The 15,050-nt window shown below is 74.1% G+C and carries 14 protein-coding genes; 3 read left to right on the top strand and 11 right to left on the bottom strand.

Going from position 1 to position 15,050, the window contains the following annotated elements; genetic code table 11:
• Positions 1–23: 23 nt before the first annotated feature.
• A complete protein-coding gene (groES, locus tag LTT61_RS22975; RefSeq protein WP_067646611.1) occupies positions 24–326 on the bottom strand; it encodes a co-chaperone GroES in 303 nt (100 codons plus the stop codon).
• Positions 327–770: 444 nt separating this feature from the next.
• Between groES and LTT61_RS22970 the strand changes: the two genes are divergently transcribed.
• The gene (locus LTT61_RS22970; protein ID WP_233016126.1) at positions 771–2,252 is read left to right on the top strand and encodes an Hsp70 family protein; all 1,482 of its coding nucleotides are present in this window, start codon (positions 771–773) and stop codon (positions 2,250–2,252) included.
• Between the two features lie 18 nt (positions 2,253–2,270).
• On the opposite strand, the gene tsaD is transcribed toward LTT61_RS22970, so the two are convergent.
• The 7 genes from tsaD to LTT61_RS22935 form a co-directional block, all read right to left on the bottom strand.
• Positions 2,271–3,314: a tRNA (adenosine(37)-N6)-threonylcarbamoyltransferase complex transferase subunit TsaD gene (gene tsaD / locus LTT61_RS22965; RefSeq protein ID WP_233016125.1), complete on the bottom strand. Its 1,044-nt coding sequence runs from the start codon at positions 3,312–3,314 to the stop codon at positions 2,271–2,273.
• Positions 3,311–3,820 carry a ribosomal protein S18-alanine N-acetyltransferase gene (rimI, locus tag LTT61_RS22960; protein ID WP_233021150.1) on the bottom strand — a complete coding sequence of 170 codons (510 nt, stop codon included), beginning with the start codon at positions 3,818–3,820 and terminating at the stop codon, positions 3,311–3,313. Before rimI ends, tsaD begins: the two co-directional genes overlap by 4 nt.
• A 23-nt stretch (positions 3,821–3,843) precedes the next feature.
• Complete coding sequence (gene tsaB / locus LTT61_RS22955; RefSeq protein ID WP_233016124.1) at positions 3,844–4,566, bottom strand: tRNA (adenosine(37)-N6)-threonylcarbamoyltransferase complex dimerization subunit type 1 TsaB; 723 nt, start codon at positions 4,564–4,566, stop codon at positions 3,844–3,846.
• Between the two features lie 48 nt (positions 4,567–4,614).
• Entirely contained in the window at positions 4,615–5,061 is a 447-nt protein-coding gene (gene tsaE, locus LTT61_RS22950) for a tRNA (adenosine(37)-N6)-threonylcarbamoyltransferase complex ATPase subunit type 1 TsaE (protein ID WP_233016123.1), read from the bottom strand.
• Positions 5,054–6,118, bottom strand: coding sequence for an alpha/beta fold hydrolase (locus tag LTT61_RS22945; protein ID WP_233016122.1), 1,065 nt, complete (start codon positions 6,116–6,118; stop codon positions 5,054–5,056). The genes tsaE and LTT61_RS22945 overlap by 8 nt, the downstream gene beginning before the upstream one ends.
• 68 nt (positions 6,119–6,186) lie before the next feature.
• The gene (gene alr / locus LTT61_RS22940) at positions 6,187–7,347 is read right to left on the bottom strand and encodes an alanine racemase (RefSeq protein WP_420094686.1); all 1,161 of its coding nucleotides are present in this window, start codon (positions 7,345–7,347) and stop codon (positions 6,187–6,189) included.
• Between the two features lie 32 nt (positions 7,348–7,379).
• Complete coding sequence (locus tag LTT61_RS22935; protein ID WP_233016120.1) at positions 7,380–8,927, bottom strand: NAD(P)H-hydrate dehydratase; 1,548 nt, start codon at positions 8,925–8,927, stop codon at positions 7,380–7,382.
• Positions 8,928–9,052: 125 nt separating this feature from the next.
• On the opposite strand from LTT61_RS22935, the gene LTT61_RS22930 reads away from it, so the two are divergent.
• The gene (locus LTT61_RS22930) at positions 9,053–9,463 is read left to right on the top strand and encodes a cupredoxin domain-containing protein (RefSeq protein WP_233016119.1); all 411 of its coding nucleotides are present in this window, start codon (positions 9,053–9,055) and stop codon (positions 9,461–9,463) included.
• Between the two features lie 28 nt (positions 9,464–9,491).
• Here the strand turns inward: LTT61_RS22930 and glmS are convergent, their stop codons facing one another.
• On the bottom strand, positions 9,492–11,372 hold the full coding sequence (glmS, locus tag LTT61_RS22925; RefSeq protein WP_233016118.1) for a glutamine--fructose-6-phosphate transaminase (isomerizing): 1,881 nt from the start codon (positions 11,370–11,372) through the stop codon (positions 9,492–9,494).
• Between the two features lie 36 nt (positions 11,373–11,408).
• Between glmS and LTT61_RS22920 the strand changes: the two genes are divergently transcribed.
• On the top strand, positions 11,409–12,272 hold the full coding sequence (locus tag LTT61_RS22920; protein ID WP_233016117.1) for a hypothetical protein: 864 nt from the start codon (positions 11,409–11,411) through the stop codon (positions 12,270–12,272).
• Here LTT61_RS22920 and LTT61_RS22915 read toward each other — a convergent pair.
• Positions 12,245–12,757 carry a hypothetical protein gene (locus LTT61_RS22915; protein ID WP_233016116.1) on the bottom strand — a complete coding sequence of 171 codons (513 nt, stop codon included), beginning with the start codon at positions 12,755–12,757 and terminating at the stop codon, positions 12,245–12,247. The two genes, LTT61_RS22920 and LTT61_RS22915, sit on opposite strands and share 28 nt — an antisense overlap.
• Positions 12,758–12,935: 178 nt before the next feature.
• On the bottom strand, positions 12,936–15,050 hold the full coding sequence (locus LTT61_RS22910; RefSeq protein WP_233021327.1) for a hypothetical protein: 2,115 nt from the start codon (positions 15,048–15,050) through the stop codon (positions 12,936–12,938).

Below are 15,050 nucleotides of genomic sequence, written 5' to 3'. Positions count from 1 at the left end.
GCGGAACGCGGGTGCCCGAACGGCTACTTGGTGACGACGGCCAGGACGTCACGCGCCGACAGGATGAGGTACTCCCCGCCCTGGTACTTGATCTCGGTGCCGCCGTACTTGCTGTAGATGACGGTGTCACCCTCCTGGACGTCCAGGGGGATGCGCTTCTCGCCCTCGTCGTCCCAGCGACCGGGTCCGACGGCGACGACGGTGCCCTCCTGCGGCTTCTCCTTCGCCGTGTCGGGGATGACCAGGCCGGAGGCGGTCGTCGTCTCGGCCTCGTTGGCCTGGACGAGGATCTTGTCCTCGAGCGGCTTGATGTTCACGCTCGCCACGTTGAGCCCTCCAACTTTCGGGGTTTACGGTCGGGCGGAACCGATTGCTCCACCCGTTGGGGTCGGTCTCGTGCTGACCCTGCGTAAAGCCCCGTCGTCGCGGGTGCCGGAGCCCTCACACAGCGTCGACTAGCACTCTATACATGCGAGTGCCAGCGCTCAAGGCCCGACTCTGCTACCGCGGCGTACCGGCGGGGACACGCCCCCTCCAGTCACCAGAACTGGGGGACTTTCCAAGGGCGTGGTAAATCTGTAACGTTCGGATAACGGATCGTGACACTATGGTCGAGCGTTCCGTGTCGGCCGCTCCGCGGCACCTGGCGGGCATCGAAGCTCGGTGGTACCGGAATTCACAGTGACTCCTCGTCACAGTGACAGCGGAGCCTTCGAACTCGAAACACCACACGCCAGCTACGGACAGTCCGCGCGCGAGGGGAGGTGACCATGCGAACATCCCTGGGGATCTCGGCAGGCAACGAGGTCGTCTGCTCCGCCACCGTCGTCACCGCGCCGAACGGCGCCCAGACCTTCGACTACCGGGTCGTCTCCGCCGACGCCGCGCACTCCGACCTCGGCGACCTGGTCACCTCGTCCATCGAGCTGATGACCACCCAGCTGCCCGCGACGCACCCGCGCGAGCCGGTGCACCCGGTCGGCGGCCGCTACCCCGAGCGGCCGGAGCCGGTTCCGGCCGAGGCGCCGACCAGCGTCGCTGTCGCCTACCGCGGCAAGGAGCAGGAGCAGATCATCCGCGCCGCCACCGGCAGGCAGCGGGAGCTGCGGATGGTTCCCGAGTTCACCGCCGCGCTCACCTTCCTGCGCCACACCGGCCTGCTCGACCGGTACGGCACCGTCGCCGTCGTCGACCTCGGCGCCACCGGGCTCACCGTCACGGTGGCCGACCGGGCCGACGGCGCGGTGCTCGTCGCCGAACGCACCTCGGTGCTGAGCGGCAACGCCATCGACGAGCTCATCTACCGGCACCTGGTCGATCAGCACTTCGCCAGGCGCGGCACCCGCCCGAACCGGCACACCCTGGTGAACCGGGCGCGCGCCGCCAAGGAGCACCTCTCGGTGGCGCCCGCGGTGACCGTCGACCACGTGGCGGGCCGCCCGCTCAAGCTGACCCGCGAGGACTTCGAGTACCTGATCGAGGAGCTGCTCGGCGACATCGCGCACTTCACCGCGACCGCGGCCGAGCGCGCGGAGCGGCTGCCGGAGGCGGTCACCGTGATCGGCGGCGGCGCCAATATCCCGGCGGTGCTCTCCGCCCTGCACGACCGGCTCGGCATCCCGGTGCTGACCGTGCCCGATCCGGACGCCGTGATCGCCAAGGGCGCCGCGCTCGTCGCCGATCAGGCGCAGGCGCTGCCGGAGGCCCCGATCGCGGCGGTGCGCGCCGACACCTCCGGCCGGACCGTGACCAAGGTGGCCGGGGTGCTGGTCGGCGCGCTGGTCGTGGTCGGGCTGGTGATCGGCTACGGGGTGCGCGAATTCGCGCCGATCGCGGACGAGGAGATCTCGCCCGCGGGCACCACGAGCAGCGGCGGGCTCCCCACCACGACCGCGCCTCCGGTCACGCCGACGCCGGTCGTCGCGCCGGGCACCACCGCCGAGCCGCCGGAGACCACCACGCCGCCGGTCACCGTCACGACCAGCCAACCGGCCGGGCCCACCTCGCCCACGCTGCGCCCGGACCCGAACAACCCGCCGATCCCGTTCCCGAACTCGCTCGGCCCCGGGCTGGAGATGCCGAGTACCGCGCCCGCCCGCACGGTCACCCCGTCCCCGCTGCCGCCGAACGCGCAGACCCCAGCCCAGAGCAGCATGCCGCTGGCACCTCCGGTCGACTCCGGCTCCGCGGGCGGAGCCACAACGACGGCGGAGAGCTCCGCTCCCCTGCCGACGCTCGACGTTCCGCGCTGACGCCGCCCTCCGGCCGGCTCAGCCGACCCGGCTGATCGACACCGGTAGCCCCGGGTCGGTCTCCACCGTGAGCGGGGACGGCTCCGCGCCGCCCGCGATGACGTGCGCGCCGAGCGCGGCGATCATCACCCCGTTGTCGGTGCAGAGCCGCGGCTTCGGCACCCGTAGCGTGAGCCCGGCCGCCGCGCAGCGCTCCTCGGCCATCGACCGGATCCGGGAGTTCGCCGTCGCGCCGCCGCCGAGCACCAGGGTGTCCACTCCGGTGTCCGTGGCGGCGCGCACCGCCTTGCGGGTCAGCACGTCGGCGACCGCCTCCTGGAAGGAGGCCGCGATATCCGGGATCGGCAGCGCCTCGGGGGCGATTCCGGCCCGCTGCGCCGCCTCCACGTGCCGCGCCACCGCCGTCTTCAGGCCGGAGAAGGAGAAGTCGTAGCTGGCGTCGCGCGGGCCGGTCATGCCGCGCGGGAAGGCGATCGCCGCCGGGTCGCCGGTGGCCGCGGCGGCGTCCAGCGCGGGGCCGCCGGGGAAGCCGAGCCCGAGCAGCCGCGCCACCTTGTCGAAGGCCTCGCCCGCCGCGTCGTCGACGGTGCTGCCGAGCTCGGTGATCGGCTCGGCCAGGTCGGTGACGCGCAGCAGGTGCGTGTGCCCGCCGGAGACCAGCAGCGCGACGCAGGGCGGCATCGGGCCGTGCTCGAGGGTGTCCACCGCGACATGCCCGCCCAGGTGGTTCAGCGCGTAGAAGGGGATGTCCCAGGCCGCCGCGTACGCCTTGGCCGCGGCCACCCCGACCAGCAGCGCGCCGGCCAGGCCGGGCCCGATGGTGACGGCGAGCGCGTCCGGCCTGGCGATGCCCGCGGTCGCCAGCGCGCGGCGCATGGCTGGCACGATGGCCTCCAGGTGCGCCCGCGAGGCGATCTCCGGGACGACGCCGCCGAACCGCGCGTGCTGCTCGACGCTGGAGGCCACCTCGTCGGCGAGCAGCTCGCAGCGGCCGTCGGGGTGCCTGCGCACCACGCCGACCCCGGTTTCATCGCAGGAGCTCTCGATCCCGAGCACGATCACGAGAGCACCTCGTCGCCGCGCACGGCGGCGCCGGGGCCGCTCTCCGGCACCAGGCCGGGGAAGTCGCCGAGCTCGGGGCGGCGCATGGTGTACGCGTCGGCGCCGCTGGGCTGGTAGTAGTTCTTGCGCAGCCCGATGATGTGGAAGCCGTGCTTGGCGTAGAGCGCGATGGCGGGGGCGTTGTCGGTGCGCACCTCCAGGAACACCGGGCCGCCGCGCTTGGCCGCCTCGGTCAGCAGCCACTCCAGCAGCAGCGTGCCGATGCCCGCGCGGTGCACCTCCGGGTCGACGCCGATGGTGTGCACCTCGGCCTCCGGGTACGCGGCGTCGCCGAGCAGCGCGATCCCGGCGTAGCCGACCAGCCTGCCGTCGGAGTCACGGGCCGCGATGTAGCGGTTGTGTGAGCCGGCCAGCTCGGAGCGGAAGGCGACCGCGTGCCACGGGTCGTCCTCCGGGAAGAGCAGCTGCTCGAGCTCGACGCAGCGCTCGATGTCGCGGGGCCGCATCGGCTCGATGTGGATGGCCACGATCACGCTCCCGTCCGGTCGAGGGTGCGGTAGCTGCGCTCGACCGCGTCCGGCCTGCGCAGGTAGAGCGGGACCAGCGGCTCCGGCGCGGCGCCCGCGAGCAGCGCGGGCGCGGCGACGGTGACCAGGCCGCGCGGCGACGGGCTCTCCACCGGGAGCACCGGCAGGTCGAAGAGGTCGACGTGCGAGGCCGAGCCCGCGATCGCCGCGACGGTGTCCGGGTCGACGTCGGCGGGCTTGTCCACCGCGGGGCCCGCGACCCGCAGCCCGTCGCGGTAGCGCGCCCAGTACACCTCGCGGCGCCTGGCGTCGGTCACCACCAGCAGCCCGGCGGCGTCGGGATCGGCGCCGAGGGCCGGGATTTCGCCGGGCGGCTCCCGCCCGGCATCGGCGGCGATGGCGTCCAGGCTGCAGACGCCGTACACCGGGATGCCGAGCGCGTCGCCGAAGGCGGCCGCGGTCGCCATGCCGACGCGGAGCCCGGTGAACGGGCCCGGCCCGACCCCGGCGACGACGGCGTCGATGTCGGTACGGGCACAGCCGGACTCGGCGAGACACTCCAGGATCTGCGGGGTCAGCACCTCGGCGTGCGCGCGGGCGTCGACGTGCACCCGGGAGGCGACGGTGCGCACCCGATCCGGGATCGGCCCGGCTCCGGTCTGCTCGAGGTGTACCAGCCCCGCGGTGACGGCGGGGGTCGCGGTGTCGACGGCGAGTACAAGCATGATTCGGTCAACGATACCGGGTGGTACCGCCCCCGAAGGGCCGCGGGTTCACCGCTCCCGGACCCACTCCCAACTGGCCGTTCGCACATCGGATTCCGGCTCCCGGACCAGCCGGACCAGCAGGTGCCGATCGGTCAGGTGCTCGACGACGCCGCGCCCCCACTCGACGACGACGACCGCGCGGTCCAGGTCCGCGTCCAGGTCGAGCGCGTCGAGTTCGTCCAGGTCACCGGCGAGCCGGTAGGCGTCCACGTGCACCAGCCCGACGCCGCGGCCGCCCGCCCGGTGCGCCCGCGCGATCACGAAGGTGGGCGAGCTCACCCGGCCGAGCACGTCGAGCCCGGCCGCGATGCCGCGGGTGAGCGCGGTCTTGCCCGCGCCGAGCGGGCCGTCCAGCACCACCAGGTCGCCCGCGCGCAGCCCGGCGGCGAGTTCCCGGCCGAGCGCCTCGGTGTCCTCGACCGTCGGCAGCAGCCTGGTGACCGGATCAGCCACCGGCGGCCCGTCGCTCGCCCGTGCTCGGCACCGCCCTGGCGAAGAGCCGGTCCAGCGCCGCGTTGACGGCGTCCGGGAACTGCAGGTGCGGCATGTGCGCGCCGTCGTCCAGCCGGACCAGCTCGGCCTCCGGGAGCTCGCGGGCGAGCAGCTCGGAGTTCTTGAACGGGATCACCCGGTCGTAGCCGGCGCCGATCACCAGCGCGGGCACCCCGGCCAGCGCGGGCAGCGCCGCCGACTCGTCGTGCACCTCGATGGCCTGCAGGAACTTGACGATGGTCGCGACCGGGGTGCGGTCGATCATCATGGTGGTGAAGCGGGAGACCGTCGGGCTCACCTGGCCGTGGAACGAGCTCACGTGCAGCAGCGGGGTGATGACGTGCCGCGCGGTGGCCCGGCCGGCCTGCACCAGGGCGGGCGCGAACCGAACCGCGAGCCGGAAACCGTCCAGCGCGGGGCTCGGCAGCAGCTGGCCGATGCCGCCCGAGGTCATCCCCGCGGCGGTGGTGCAGATGAGCACGACGCCCGCGACCCGCTGCCGGAAGAGCCCCTGGTGCGCGGCCGCGGCGGCCAGCACCGCCATGCCGCCGAGCGAGTGCCCGACCAGCACGACCGGGCCGTGCGGGGCGCGCGCCTCGACCACGGCGGCCAGGTCGTCGGCGAGCTGGGCCACCGTGCAGTTCGCCGCCTCCGGGACGCCGGACTCGCCGTGGCCGCGCTGGTCGTAGAAGACCAGCCGGGCCCGGTCGCCCCAGCGCGCGGGGAGGTCGCGGCGCTGGAAGTGGTAGGAGGTCATGTCGTTGCAGAAGCCGTGCACGAAGACGACGGTGACCGCGGCGTCGGCCGGGCCGTGCTCGCGGACCGCGAGCGGGACGCCGTCGGTGGCGTGCACCACGGCGGCGCGGTCGCGGCCGAGCAGGCCGAAGTCCTCGTCCCGGTACTCGTCGGCGCGCGCGGGCCAGAGCACCCGGGAACCCATGCGCCGCAGCACGTGCGCGACGGCGAGCGCGCTCACGGCGACCGCGGTCGCCGCGCCACCCTGCACGATCCGCTTCATCGGTCCTCCTGTGTCCGTGCGGGGCACCCGCACCCGGTCGGACGAACAAGCCGCTGCGCGATCCTGGCTCACCCGTCCTCCTGTGTGAAAGTCCGGCGCACCCGGCCGCGCGGGGCGCACACCACTTCATAGTGAATGGTCCCGAGCAGCTCCGCCCACTCCTGCGCGCCCGGCACGCCGGGGCCGGCGCCGAAGAGCACGGCCTCGTCGCCGGGGCGCACCCCGGCGGCGTTCGCGCCGAGATCGACGACGAACTGATCCATGCACACCCGCCCGACGCCGGAATGTCGTGCGCCGCCGACGAAGACGTCGAGGCGGCCGCCGAGCGTTCGGAACACACCATCGGCGTACCCGGCGGGGATCAGCGCAACCGTGGTGTCCCGTGGCGCGATCCATTCGTGGCCGTAGGAGACACCCTCGCCCGCCGCGACCTCCTTCACCAGCGCCACCCTGGCCCGGAAGGTCATGGCCGGGCGCAGCCCGAAGTCACCGGCCTCGGGGACCGGGTTCAGCCCGTACACCGCGATACCGGGCCGCACCATGTCGAAGGCGAGATCGGGCCTGGTCAGCGTGGCCGCGGAGTTGGCGAGGTGCAGCACGTCGGGTTCCAGGCCGTGCTCCTTGGCCAGCGCGACCGCCTCGACGAAGCGGGCGCGCTGCACGTCGAGGAAGGGGTGGCCGGGCTCGTCGGCGTGCGCGAGGTGCGAGAAGATGCCGCGCAGCCGCACCACCTGCTCGTCGACGAGGGCGCGCAGCGCGGTCAGCACGGCGGGGTAGCCGGCGGCGGCGATGCCGTTGCGGTTCAGCCCGGTGTCCACCTTGAGGCTCAGCACCGCGGCGCAGCCGGTGGCGCGGGCGGCCGCGGCCACCGCCTCCAGGTGCGCGAGCGAGGAGATGCCGAGCTCGACGTCGGCGCGGGCGGCGGCGGCGAAGTCGGCATCGGCGTCGTTGAGCCAGCAGAGCACCGGCGCGGTGATCCCGGCTTCGCGCAGCGCCACCGCCTCGGCCACCGTGGTGACCCCGAGTTCGCGGGCGCCCGCCGCCAGCGCGGCGCGGCCGACCTCGACCGCGCCGTGGTTGTAGCCGTCCGCCTTGACCACGACCATCAGCGCCGCGGTGCCCGCGTGCTCCCGCAGGATCCGCACGTTGTGCGCGATGGCGCCCAGGTCGACGACGGTCTCCGCTTGCGCATGCACGGTCTCCGATCCTGCCACTGTGATCGGGGGCACCGGCGCTCGCGGCTGTTCCGGCGTGGGTCCGGTCACCGGTCGGCGGGGGCGGTGGCGCGCAGCGTCGCGATGGCGGGGCGGAGGTGTTCGAGGAGCGGGGTCGCCGAAATGGGCGCGGTCGCAGGGGTTGTCGTCGGCGCGGCGGCGAACGCGGTCCGTGCGGAGACCGGCAGTGCTGCCGGGATGCCGGGCGGGGCGGCGGCGAGGTTGGCGGCGAGGGAGTGGGCGCGGGCGGCCGCCGCGGCGGCGAAGGCGGGGTCGTGGCCCGCGGCGAGGAGCGCGCCGATGACGCCGGCCAGGATGTCGCCCGCGCCCGCGGTGGCGGCCCAGGAGCCGCCCGCCTCGTTGACGAGGACGCTGCCGTCGGGGGCGGCGACGAGCGTCGCGCGGCCCTTGAGCAGGACCGTGACGTTCCACGCGCGGGCCAGATCGCGGACCGCGGCGACCCGGTCGGCGCCGACGGGGTGGCCGGTGAGCCGGGCGAACTCGCCCGCGTGCGGGGTGAGCACGGTCGGGGCGGCGCGACCGCGCAGCGGCGCGGGGTCGGCGGCCAGGATGGTGAGGGCGTCGGCGTCGACGACCACGGGCAGGTCGGTGCCGAGCACGGTGCGCAGTCGTTCGGCGGCGGCGGCGTCGGTGCCCGCGCCGGGGCCGATCACCCAGGACTGCACCCGGCCCGCGCTCGCGGGGTCCGCGGTGGCGACGACCTCGGGGAAGCGGGCGAGCACCGCGTCGGCGCCGGTGCCCGCGTACCGCACCAGGCCGGAGGTCGCGGCCACCGCGCCGCCGACGCAGAGCACCGCCGCGCCCGGGTAGCGGGCACTGCCCGCGGCGATACCGGTCGCGCCCTGGCTGTACTTGTCGTCGTGCGCGCCTGGCACCGGCCACAGCGCGCCGATCTCGGCGGGCTCGAGCGCGGCGAACTCCGGTTCGGGCAGGCGCAATCCGATCTCGACCAGCTCGATCCGCCCGCAGTACGGCACCGCCAGCGCGTGCACCGGTTTCCGCGCGCCGAAGGCGACGGTCACCGCGGCGCGCACGGCCGGGCCGTCGGCCGCGCCGGTCTCCGGGTCGACGCCGCTCGGCAGGTCGGCGGCGATGATCGGTGCGCGGACGGCGGCGACCAGCGCCGCCGCGTCGGGGCGCAGGGAGCCGCGCCCGGAGATGCCGACGATGCCGTCGAGCACCAGGTCGGCGTCGAGCGCCGCGAGCGACGCCGGGTGCGGTGGCACCGCGCAGCCCGCGTTCAGCACCCGGCCACCGGCCCGGCGCAGCGCGGCCAGCCCGGCGGCGTGCGCTCGCTTCGGCTGCAGCAGCAGCGCGGTGACCGCGACACCCCGGCGGCGCAGCGCGGCACCCGCCCACAGCGCATCGCCGCCGTTGTCGCCCGACCCCACCAGCAGCGCCACCCGGCGCCCCGCCACCCCGCCGGTACGCTCCGCGAGCTCGCGCGCCACCACGGTGGCGAGCCCGTGCGCCGCGCGCCGCATCGGCACCCCGTCCGCGACCCGGGTGAAGAGCTCGGCCTCGGCCGCCCGCACCTGATCCGCGGTGTAGTACCCCCGACGGGAGAACGCCATGACCCCTCCTGCGCTGCCTCGACTACCCGTGCACGGTCCGGCGCGAGCATCGCACAGTGCCCGCGCGCCGGCGCGGGGGCGCGGCGGGCGAGCCCGCCCCCGGTCGCCGACTACGCTTGGCGATCATGCCCACTTCCCGCCGCACCCGCATCGCCATCGCCGCCGTCGCCATCGCCGCGTGCACGGCGGCCTGCGGCACCGACGATTCCGGCACGGCCGCCCCGGCGAGCGGCACCTCCGCCGCGGCGGGCGTACCGACCTCACGGCAGGCCACCGAGCCGAGCACGATGACCGTGCGGGTGGACGACATGGCCTTCTCCCCCGCCGAGCTGCGGGTCGGGGTCGGCACCACCGTCACCTGGGAATTCGCGGACAGCGCGGCGCACTCGGTGCAGGGCATCGGCGACCGGGCGATGGGCCTCAACAGCCCGATCCTGAACAAGGGCTCCTGGAGCTACACCTTCACCACGCCGGGCAACTACCGCTACCTGTGCTCGCTGCACCCGGAGATGCGCGGCGCCGTCGTCGTGGAGTAGCGGGGGCGGGCGCGGGCCCGCCCCCGGCTCACTCGACCGTCACCGATTTGGCCAGGTTCCGCGGCTTGTCCACGTCGTACCCGCGGGCCTGCGCCACCTCGGCGGCGAAGATCTGCAGCGGCACGGTGGAGAGCAGCGGCTGGAACAGCGTCGGCGCCGTCGGGATCTCGATGAGGTCGTCGGCGAACGGCCGCACCGTGTCGTCGCCCTCCTCCGCGATCACGATGGTCCGCGCGCCGCGGGCCTGGATCTCCCGGATATTGCTGAGCAGCTTGGAGTGCAGCACCGCGCGCCCCTTGGGCGACGGCATGACCACGATCACCGGCAGCCCCTGCTCGATCAGCGCGATCGGGCCGTGCTTGAGCTCGCCCGCGGCGAACCCCTCCGCGTGCATGTACGCGAGCTCCTTGAGCTTGAGCGCGCCCTCCAGCGCCACCGGGTACCCGACGTGCCTGCCGAGGAAGAGCACCGTCGGCACCTGCGCCAGCTCGCGCGCGATGGCCCGCACCTGCGGCGCCGTCTCCAGCACCCGGGAGACCAGCTTCGGCATCGCCTCCAGCTCGGCGAACTCGCGCGCCACCTCGTCCGGGTACTTGGTGCCGCGCGCCTGCGCGATCGCCAGCCCGACCAGGTAGTTCGCCGTCACCTGCGCGAGGAACGCCTTGGTGGAGGCGACGCCGATCTCCGGCCCGGCCCTGGTGTAGAGCACCGCGTCGGACTCACGCGGGATCTGCGCGCCGTTGGTGTTGCAGATCGCGAGCACCCGCGCCTTCTGCTCCTTGGCGTGCCGCACCGCCTCCAGTGTGTCCGCGGTCTCGCCGGACTGCGAGATGGCGACGACCAGGGTGGAGCGGTCGAGCACCGGGTCGCGGTAGCGGAACTCGCTGGCCAGCTCGACCTCGACCGGCAGCCGGGTCCAGTGCTCGATGGCGTACTTGGCCAGCAGCCCGGAGTGGTAGGCGCTGCCGCAGGCGACGACGAAGACCTTGTCGAAGTCGCGCAGCTCCTGGTCGGCGAGGCGCTGCTCGTCCAGCACGATCCGGCCGCCGGACTCGTCCTGGGTGAAGTGCCCCATGAGCGTGTCGGCCACCGCCGTCGGCTGCTCCTCGATCTCCTTGAGCATGAAGTAGTCGTGGCCGCCCTTCTCGGCAGCCGCCAGATCCCAGTCGATGGTGAAGGGGCGGGTGCGGTGGCCGGCGTCGGCGCCGTCGAAGTCGGTGACCCGGTAGCTGTCGGCGGTGATCACGACGGCCTGGTCCTGGCCGAGCTCGACCGCTTCCCTGGTGTGCTCGATGAACGCGGTGACATCCGAGGCGAGGAACATCTCGCCCTTGCCGACGCCGACCACCAGCGGGGTCGAGCGGCGCGCCGCGATGATCGTGCCCGGGTGCTCGGCGTGCGTGAACACCAGCGTGAAGGCGCCCTCCAGGCGGCGAACCACGGCGAGCGCGCTCGCCACGAAATCGCCCGCGGTGGGGCCGGCGGCGTAGGCCGCGGCGACCAGGTGCACCGCGACCTCGGTGTCGGTGTCGCTGCTCAACTCGACGCCGGAGTTCTCCAGCTCACGCCGGAGCGGCGCGAAGTTCTCGATGATGCCGTTGTGCACCACCGCGACCGTGCCGCTGCCGTCCCGGTGCGGGTGCGCGTTGCGGTCGGTGGGCGCGCCGTGCGTCGCCCAGCGGGTGTGCCCCATGCCCGCCGTGCCCGCGAACCGGCTCGCCCCCGCCTCGGCCAGCTCGGCCTCCAGATTGGCGAGCCTGCCGGCCTTGCGCTCCACCGAGATCGCGCCCGCGCCGTCCAGGATCGCGACGCCCGCCGAGTCGTACCCGCGATATTCCATGCGGCGCAACGCGTCGACGACGACGCCGAGCGCATCCCGATGCCCGACGTACCCCACGATTCCGCACATGGCTCCCCACAGTACTTATCGGCTACCGTTCACGTCGTGTCGGCGTCTGTGAAATCACTCGTGACCACCCTGACCAGCCGTGGCCCGCACCGGGTGCTCCGCGGGAACCTCGCGGTGGCCGGGCTGCCCGGCGTCGTCTTCACCCCCGAGAGCGGCACCAACCTGCCCGCCGTCGCCTTCGGGCACGCCTGGCTGACCAAGGCAGGCAACTACCGCGAGCTGCTGCAGCACCTCGCCTCCTGGGGCATCGTCGCCGCCGCGCCGGACACCGAGCGCGGCCCGATCCCCTCGCACCTCGGGCTCGGCACCGACCTGCTGACCACGCTCGACATCTGCACCGGCGTCCGGCTCGGCAACGGCTCGATCAGCGTGCACCCGGAGAAGCTCGCGCTCGCCGGGCACGGCATGGGCGCGGGCGCCGCCGCCATCGCCGCCGCGCAGCGCCGGGTGGCCGCGTACGTCGCGCTCTTCCCCGCCCCCACCGCGCCCGCCGCCGAGGAGCTCGCGCCGGACCTGGACATCCCCGCCTTCGTGCTCGGCGGCGAGGTGGACGCCAAGTCGGTGAGCTCCGACACGCTGCCGCTGGCGAAGGCGTGGGGTGGGCCGCTGGTGCTGCGCACCCTGGAGGGCGCCTCGCACAACGGGCTCATCGAGGGGCGGCGCTCGCTCGCCACCTTCGGCATCGGCAAGTTCGAGGCGAAGAACGCGCGGGCGACTCGTGCGCTGCTCACCGGGTACCTGCTGCACACCCTGCTCGGCGACAAGACCTACGCCGCCTTCGCCGACCCCGAGGCGGAGATTCCGCGGACCACCGCCGTCGACCCGCACGCGCCGGTCGAGCCGGAGGCGGGGCGGGGGAAGATCGGGCTGCGTCAGATCAGCCAGCTGGTGCGCCGGTAGTACTCGCCCTCCTCGTCGTCCTGGTCGCTCGGCCGGGCGACGCTCTGCGCCCTGCGGGCGGCGATCGAGCGTGCGATCGCATCGCGGCGCTCCTGTAGCTCCTCCCTGTCCGCGTCGGCCGGGACGGGGGCGCGCCGGAGCGGGCGGGTGTTCTCGTCCGGGTCCGGAGCGGCATGCCTGCCTGTGCGCTCCGGTGCGGCACCCGGTGCGAAGCTCGGATCCGGCGCGGGGCTCGAGTCCGGGTGCTCGGGTACCGGCCACCCAGGTGCGCCGGGCGTGCTCACCACGTCCGGCAGGGCCTCCTGCCGAGGTTCGGCGGGTGGTTGCCTGCGCTGGAGGGCCTCGATGGCTCGGGCGGAGCGGGTGGCGAGGTCGGTGGCGACGATGGCGGTGCGGGCGTTGGCCGAGGTGAGTTCGTCGATGACGGCGGCGGAGCGGCGGCTGGACTCGGCGGCTATGCGGTCGAGGTCGGCGTCGAGGGTCACGGTGATTCACCTTCCTTCGCCGGTGCGCCCGGTTCGTCCCGGGTCGGGTCGTCGGGGACGGGGTCGGCGGGTGCGTCGAGGCGGCGGTCGACGGGGCCTGCGCAGCGCAGGGCCGGGCGGTGGCCCGCGCCGCCGCGGAGCGAGGCGGACCAGCGGTGGGTGCCCGCCGGGCGGCGGTTCACAGGGGGCCCGCTTCCGAGAGTCGGGCGCCGCTGTCCGGGTCCGGTGGTTCGGCCGGTGCGCTGTCCGGGAATTCCCGGGAGCGGTGCTCGCCGTCCTCCTCCCGGCGCGGGGCGGCCGGGATTCCGGTGCCGGGGTTGTTCGCCGGGGCCGGATCGGCGGGAGCGGGGTTCGCCTGCGCATCCCCACCCGGAACCGGAGCCGCCGTACCGGGGACACCCGGAGCCGGGGTCGCCGGGTCCGGGTCACCTGGAGCCGAGCCGGGGTCACCTGGAGCCGGGGTCACCGGGTCCGGGTCACCTGGAGTGGAGGCACCGGGAGCCGGGGTCGCCGAGCCGGGGTCACCTGGAGAGGAGGCGCCGGGAGTCGGATTCGCCGGATCGGGGGTCGCCGGATCCGCGTCGGCCGGTTGCGGTGCCTCATCCGGAGCCTGGGCGTCGTCCGGGGCAGACCTGGACCGTGGATCGTCGCCGGGGGCCGCCTCGTCACCCTCTGGCTCGATCTTCTCGCCGGTCTCCGGGTCGACCTGGACCAGCACCGGGTGACCGTTCTCGTCGGTCTCCAGCCGGTACTCGGCGCTCGATCCGTCGGGCTCGGTGAGGGTGAGCGCGAGCTGCCCGTCGGCGCCGAGCGCCACCTCCGCCTGCTGCTCGCCGAGCGGGAAGCCGGCGAGCACCCGGTCGTCGGGCCGGCCGTCACCGTCCGCGTCGACCGGTTCGAAAGCCTGCTGGACGCGTTCCAGAGCGTCATCGATGCCCGCGGTGACCGAATCGGTCAGGGCGCTGAGGCCGGTGCCGAGGGATTGCGCCACGCTCTGCGCGATCGGCGTCAGGGTCTGCGCCGCCGAGTTCAGCGTGCTGAGCCCCTCGAGAGCCGTGGTGATGGCTGTGGTCGATGGCGTGCTCGTCGTGGTCGACGGTGACGTGGTGGTCGGCGTGCTCGTCGTGGGCGACTGCGTGGTCGTCGTAGGCGACTGCGTCGTCGTAGGCGATGCCGTTGTCGAAGGCGGCGAGGTTGTCGTCGACGGCGTCGTGGTCGACGAGGGTGTCGGCGTTGTCGCCGTCGTCGCAGAAGGCGTCGTGGCCGAGGGCGTTGTCGCGGACGGCGTCGCGGCCGAGGGCGTCGTGGCCGAGGACGTTATCGCGGCGGGCGTAGTCGACGTAGGCGTAGTCGACGTAGGCGTGGTCGACGCGGGCGTCGTGCCGACCGGCTCGGTACTCACCGGCGCCGTACCCGACGCCTCGGCACCCGGCGTCTCGGACGCCGAATCCCCCGCCCGCGGATACCCCTCCCCCGACAACCCCGCGAACTTCCCCGCAACCCCCTCGTACACCCGCCGAACCCCGTCGTCGACAACGGTGCAGAGCTCCCCGAACTTCCCCACCTTCCGCTCGTAATCCGGCACGAAAAGCTCGTCCAGCCACCCCCGGCACCGCTCCGCGATGACATCCTGATACGGCGACCACGGACTCTGCACCGCCCCGCCCCCGTACACGAACTCCTCCCACACCCCGAGCCGCAGATCCGGAAAAAGCGCCTGCGCCCGGCTCGCCGCGGAACCGGCGCTCAGCGTGTGCGTCCACCCGAACCCGTCGGCCCCGTCGATGATGAGATCGACATCCTCCGGCGACTTCCCGTCGATCTTCAGCTCGGTGCCGTGCTCCAAGATCTGCGGCACGATCTCGGCCTTGCCGCGCACCGCGTCGCGCAGCAACTCAGGCAGGCGGTCGAAGGCGGCGGAGATCTCGGCGAGCGCGGCGATATCCACCTCGGCGACCGCGAGTTGCCGGTTCAGCAGCGAGATCTCGGCGGCGGCCGCCGCCCCCTGCCAGACCCCGGCGATCCCGCGCGTGCTGTCGCCCTGCGCCTGGTACTGCTCGCGCAGCGCACCGAGCACCCCGCGCAGTGCGTCGGCGGTGGCGCGAATCCGCTCCTCGGACACCCCGTTCTGCTCGTAGAAGCGGCGGTGCAGGGTGGCGTAGTCGCCGTTCTCCGGCACCGTCTTCGCCCAGCGCTGGTAGCGCGGGCCGAAGTGCTCGAAGTACAGCAGGCTCTGCGACCCCAGCTCCAGCAGCTGGGCGACGGTAGCCCCGGAGGGCACGGTGAAGGTCAT

This window comes from Nocardia asteroides, assembly GCF_021183625.1.
In the GTDB taxonomy this organism is placed as follows: Bacteria; Actinomycetota; Actinomycetes; order Mycobacteriales; family Mycobacteriaceae; genus Nocardia; species Nocardia asteroides_A.
The sequence above is the reverse complement of the archived record's forward strand: the minus strand, read 5'-3'. Positions and strand labels throughout refer to the sequence as shown.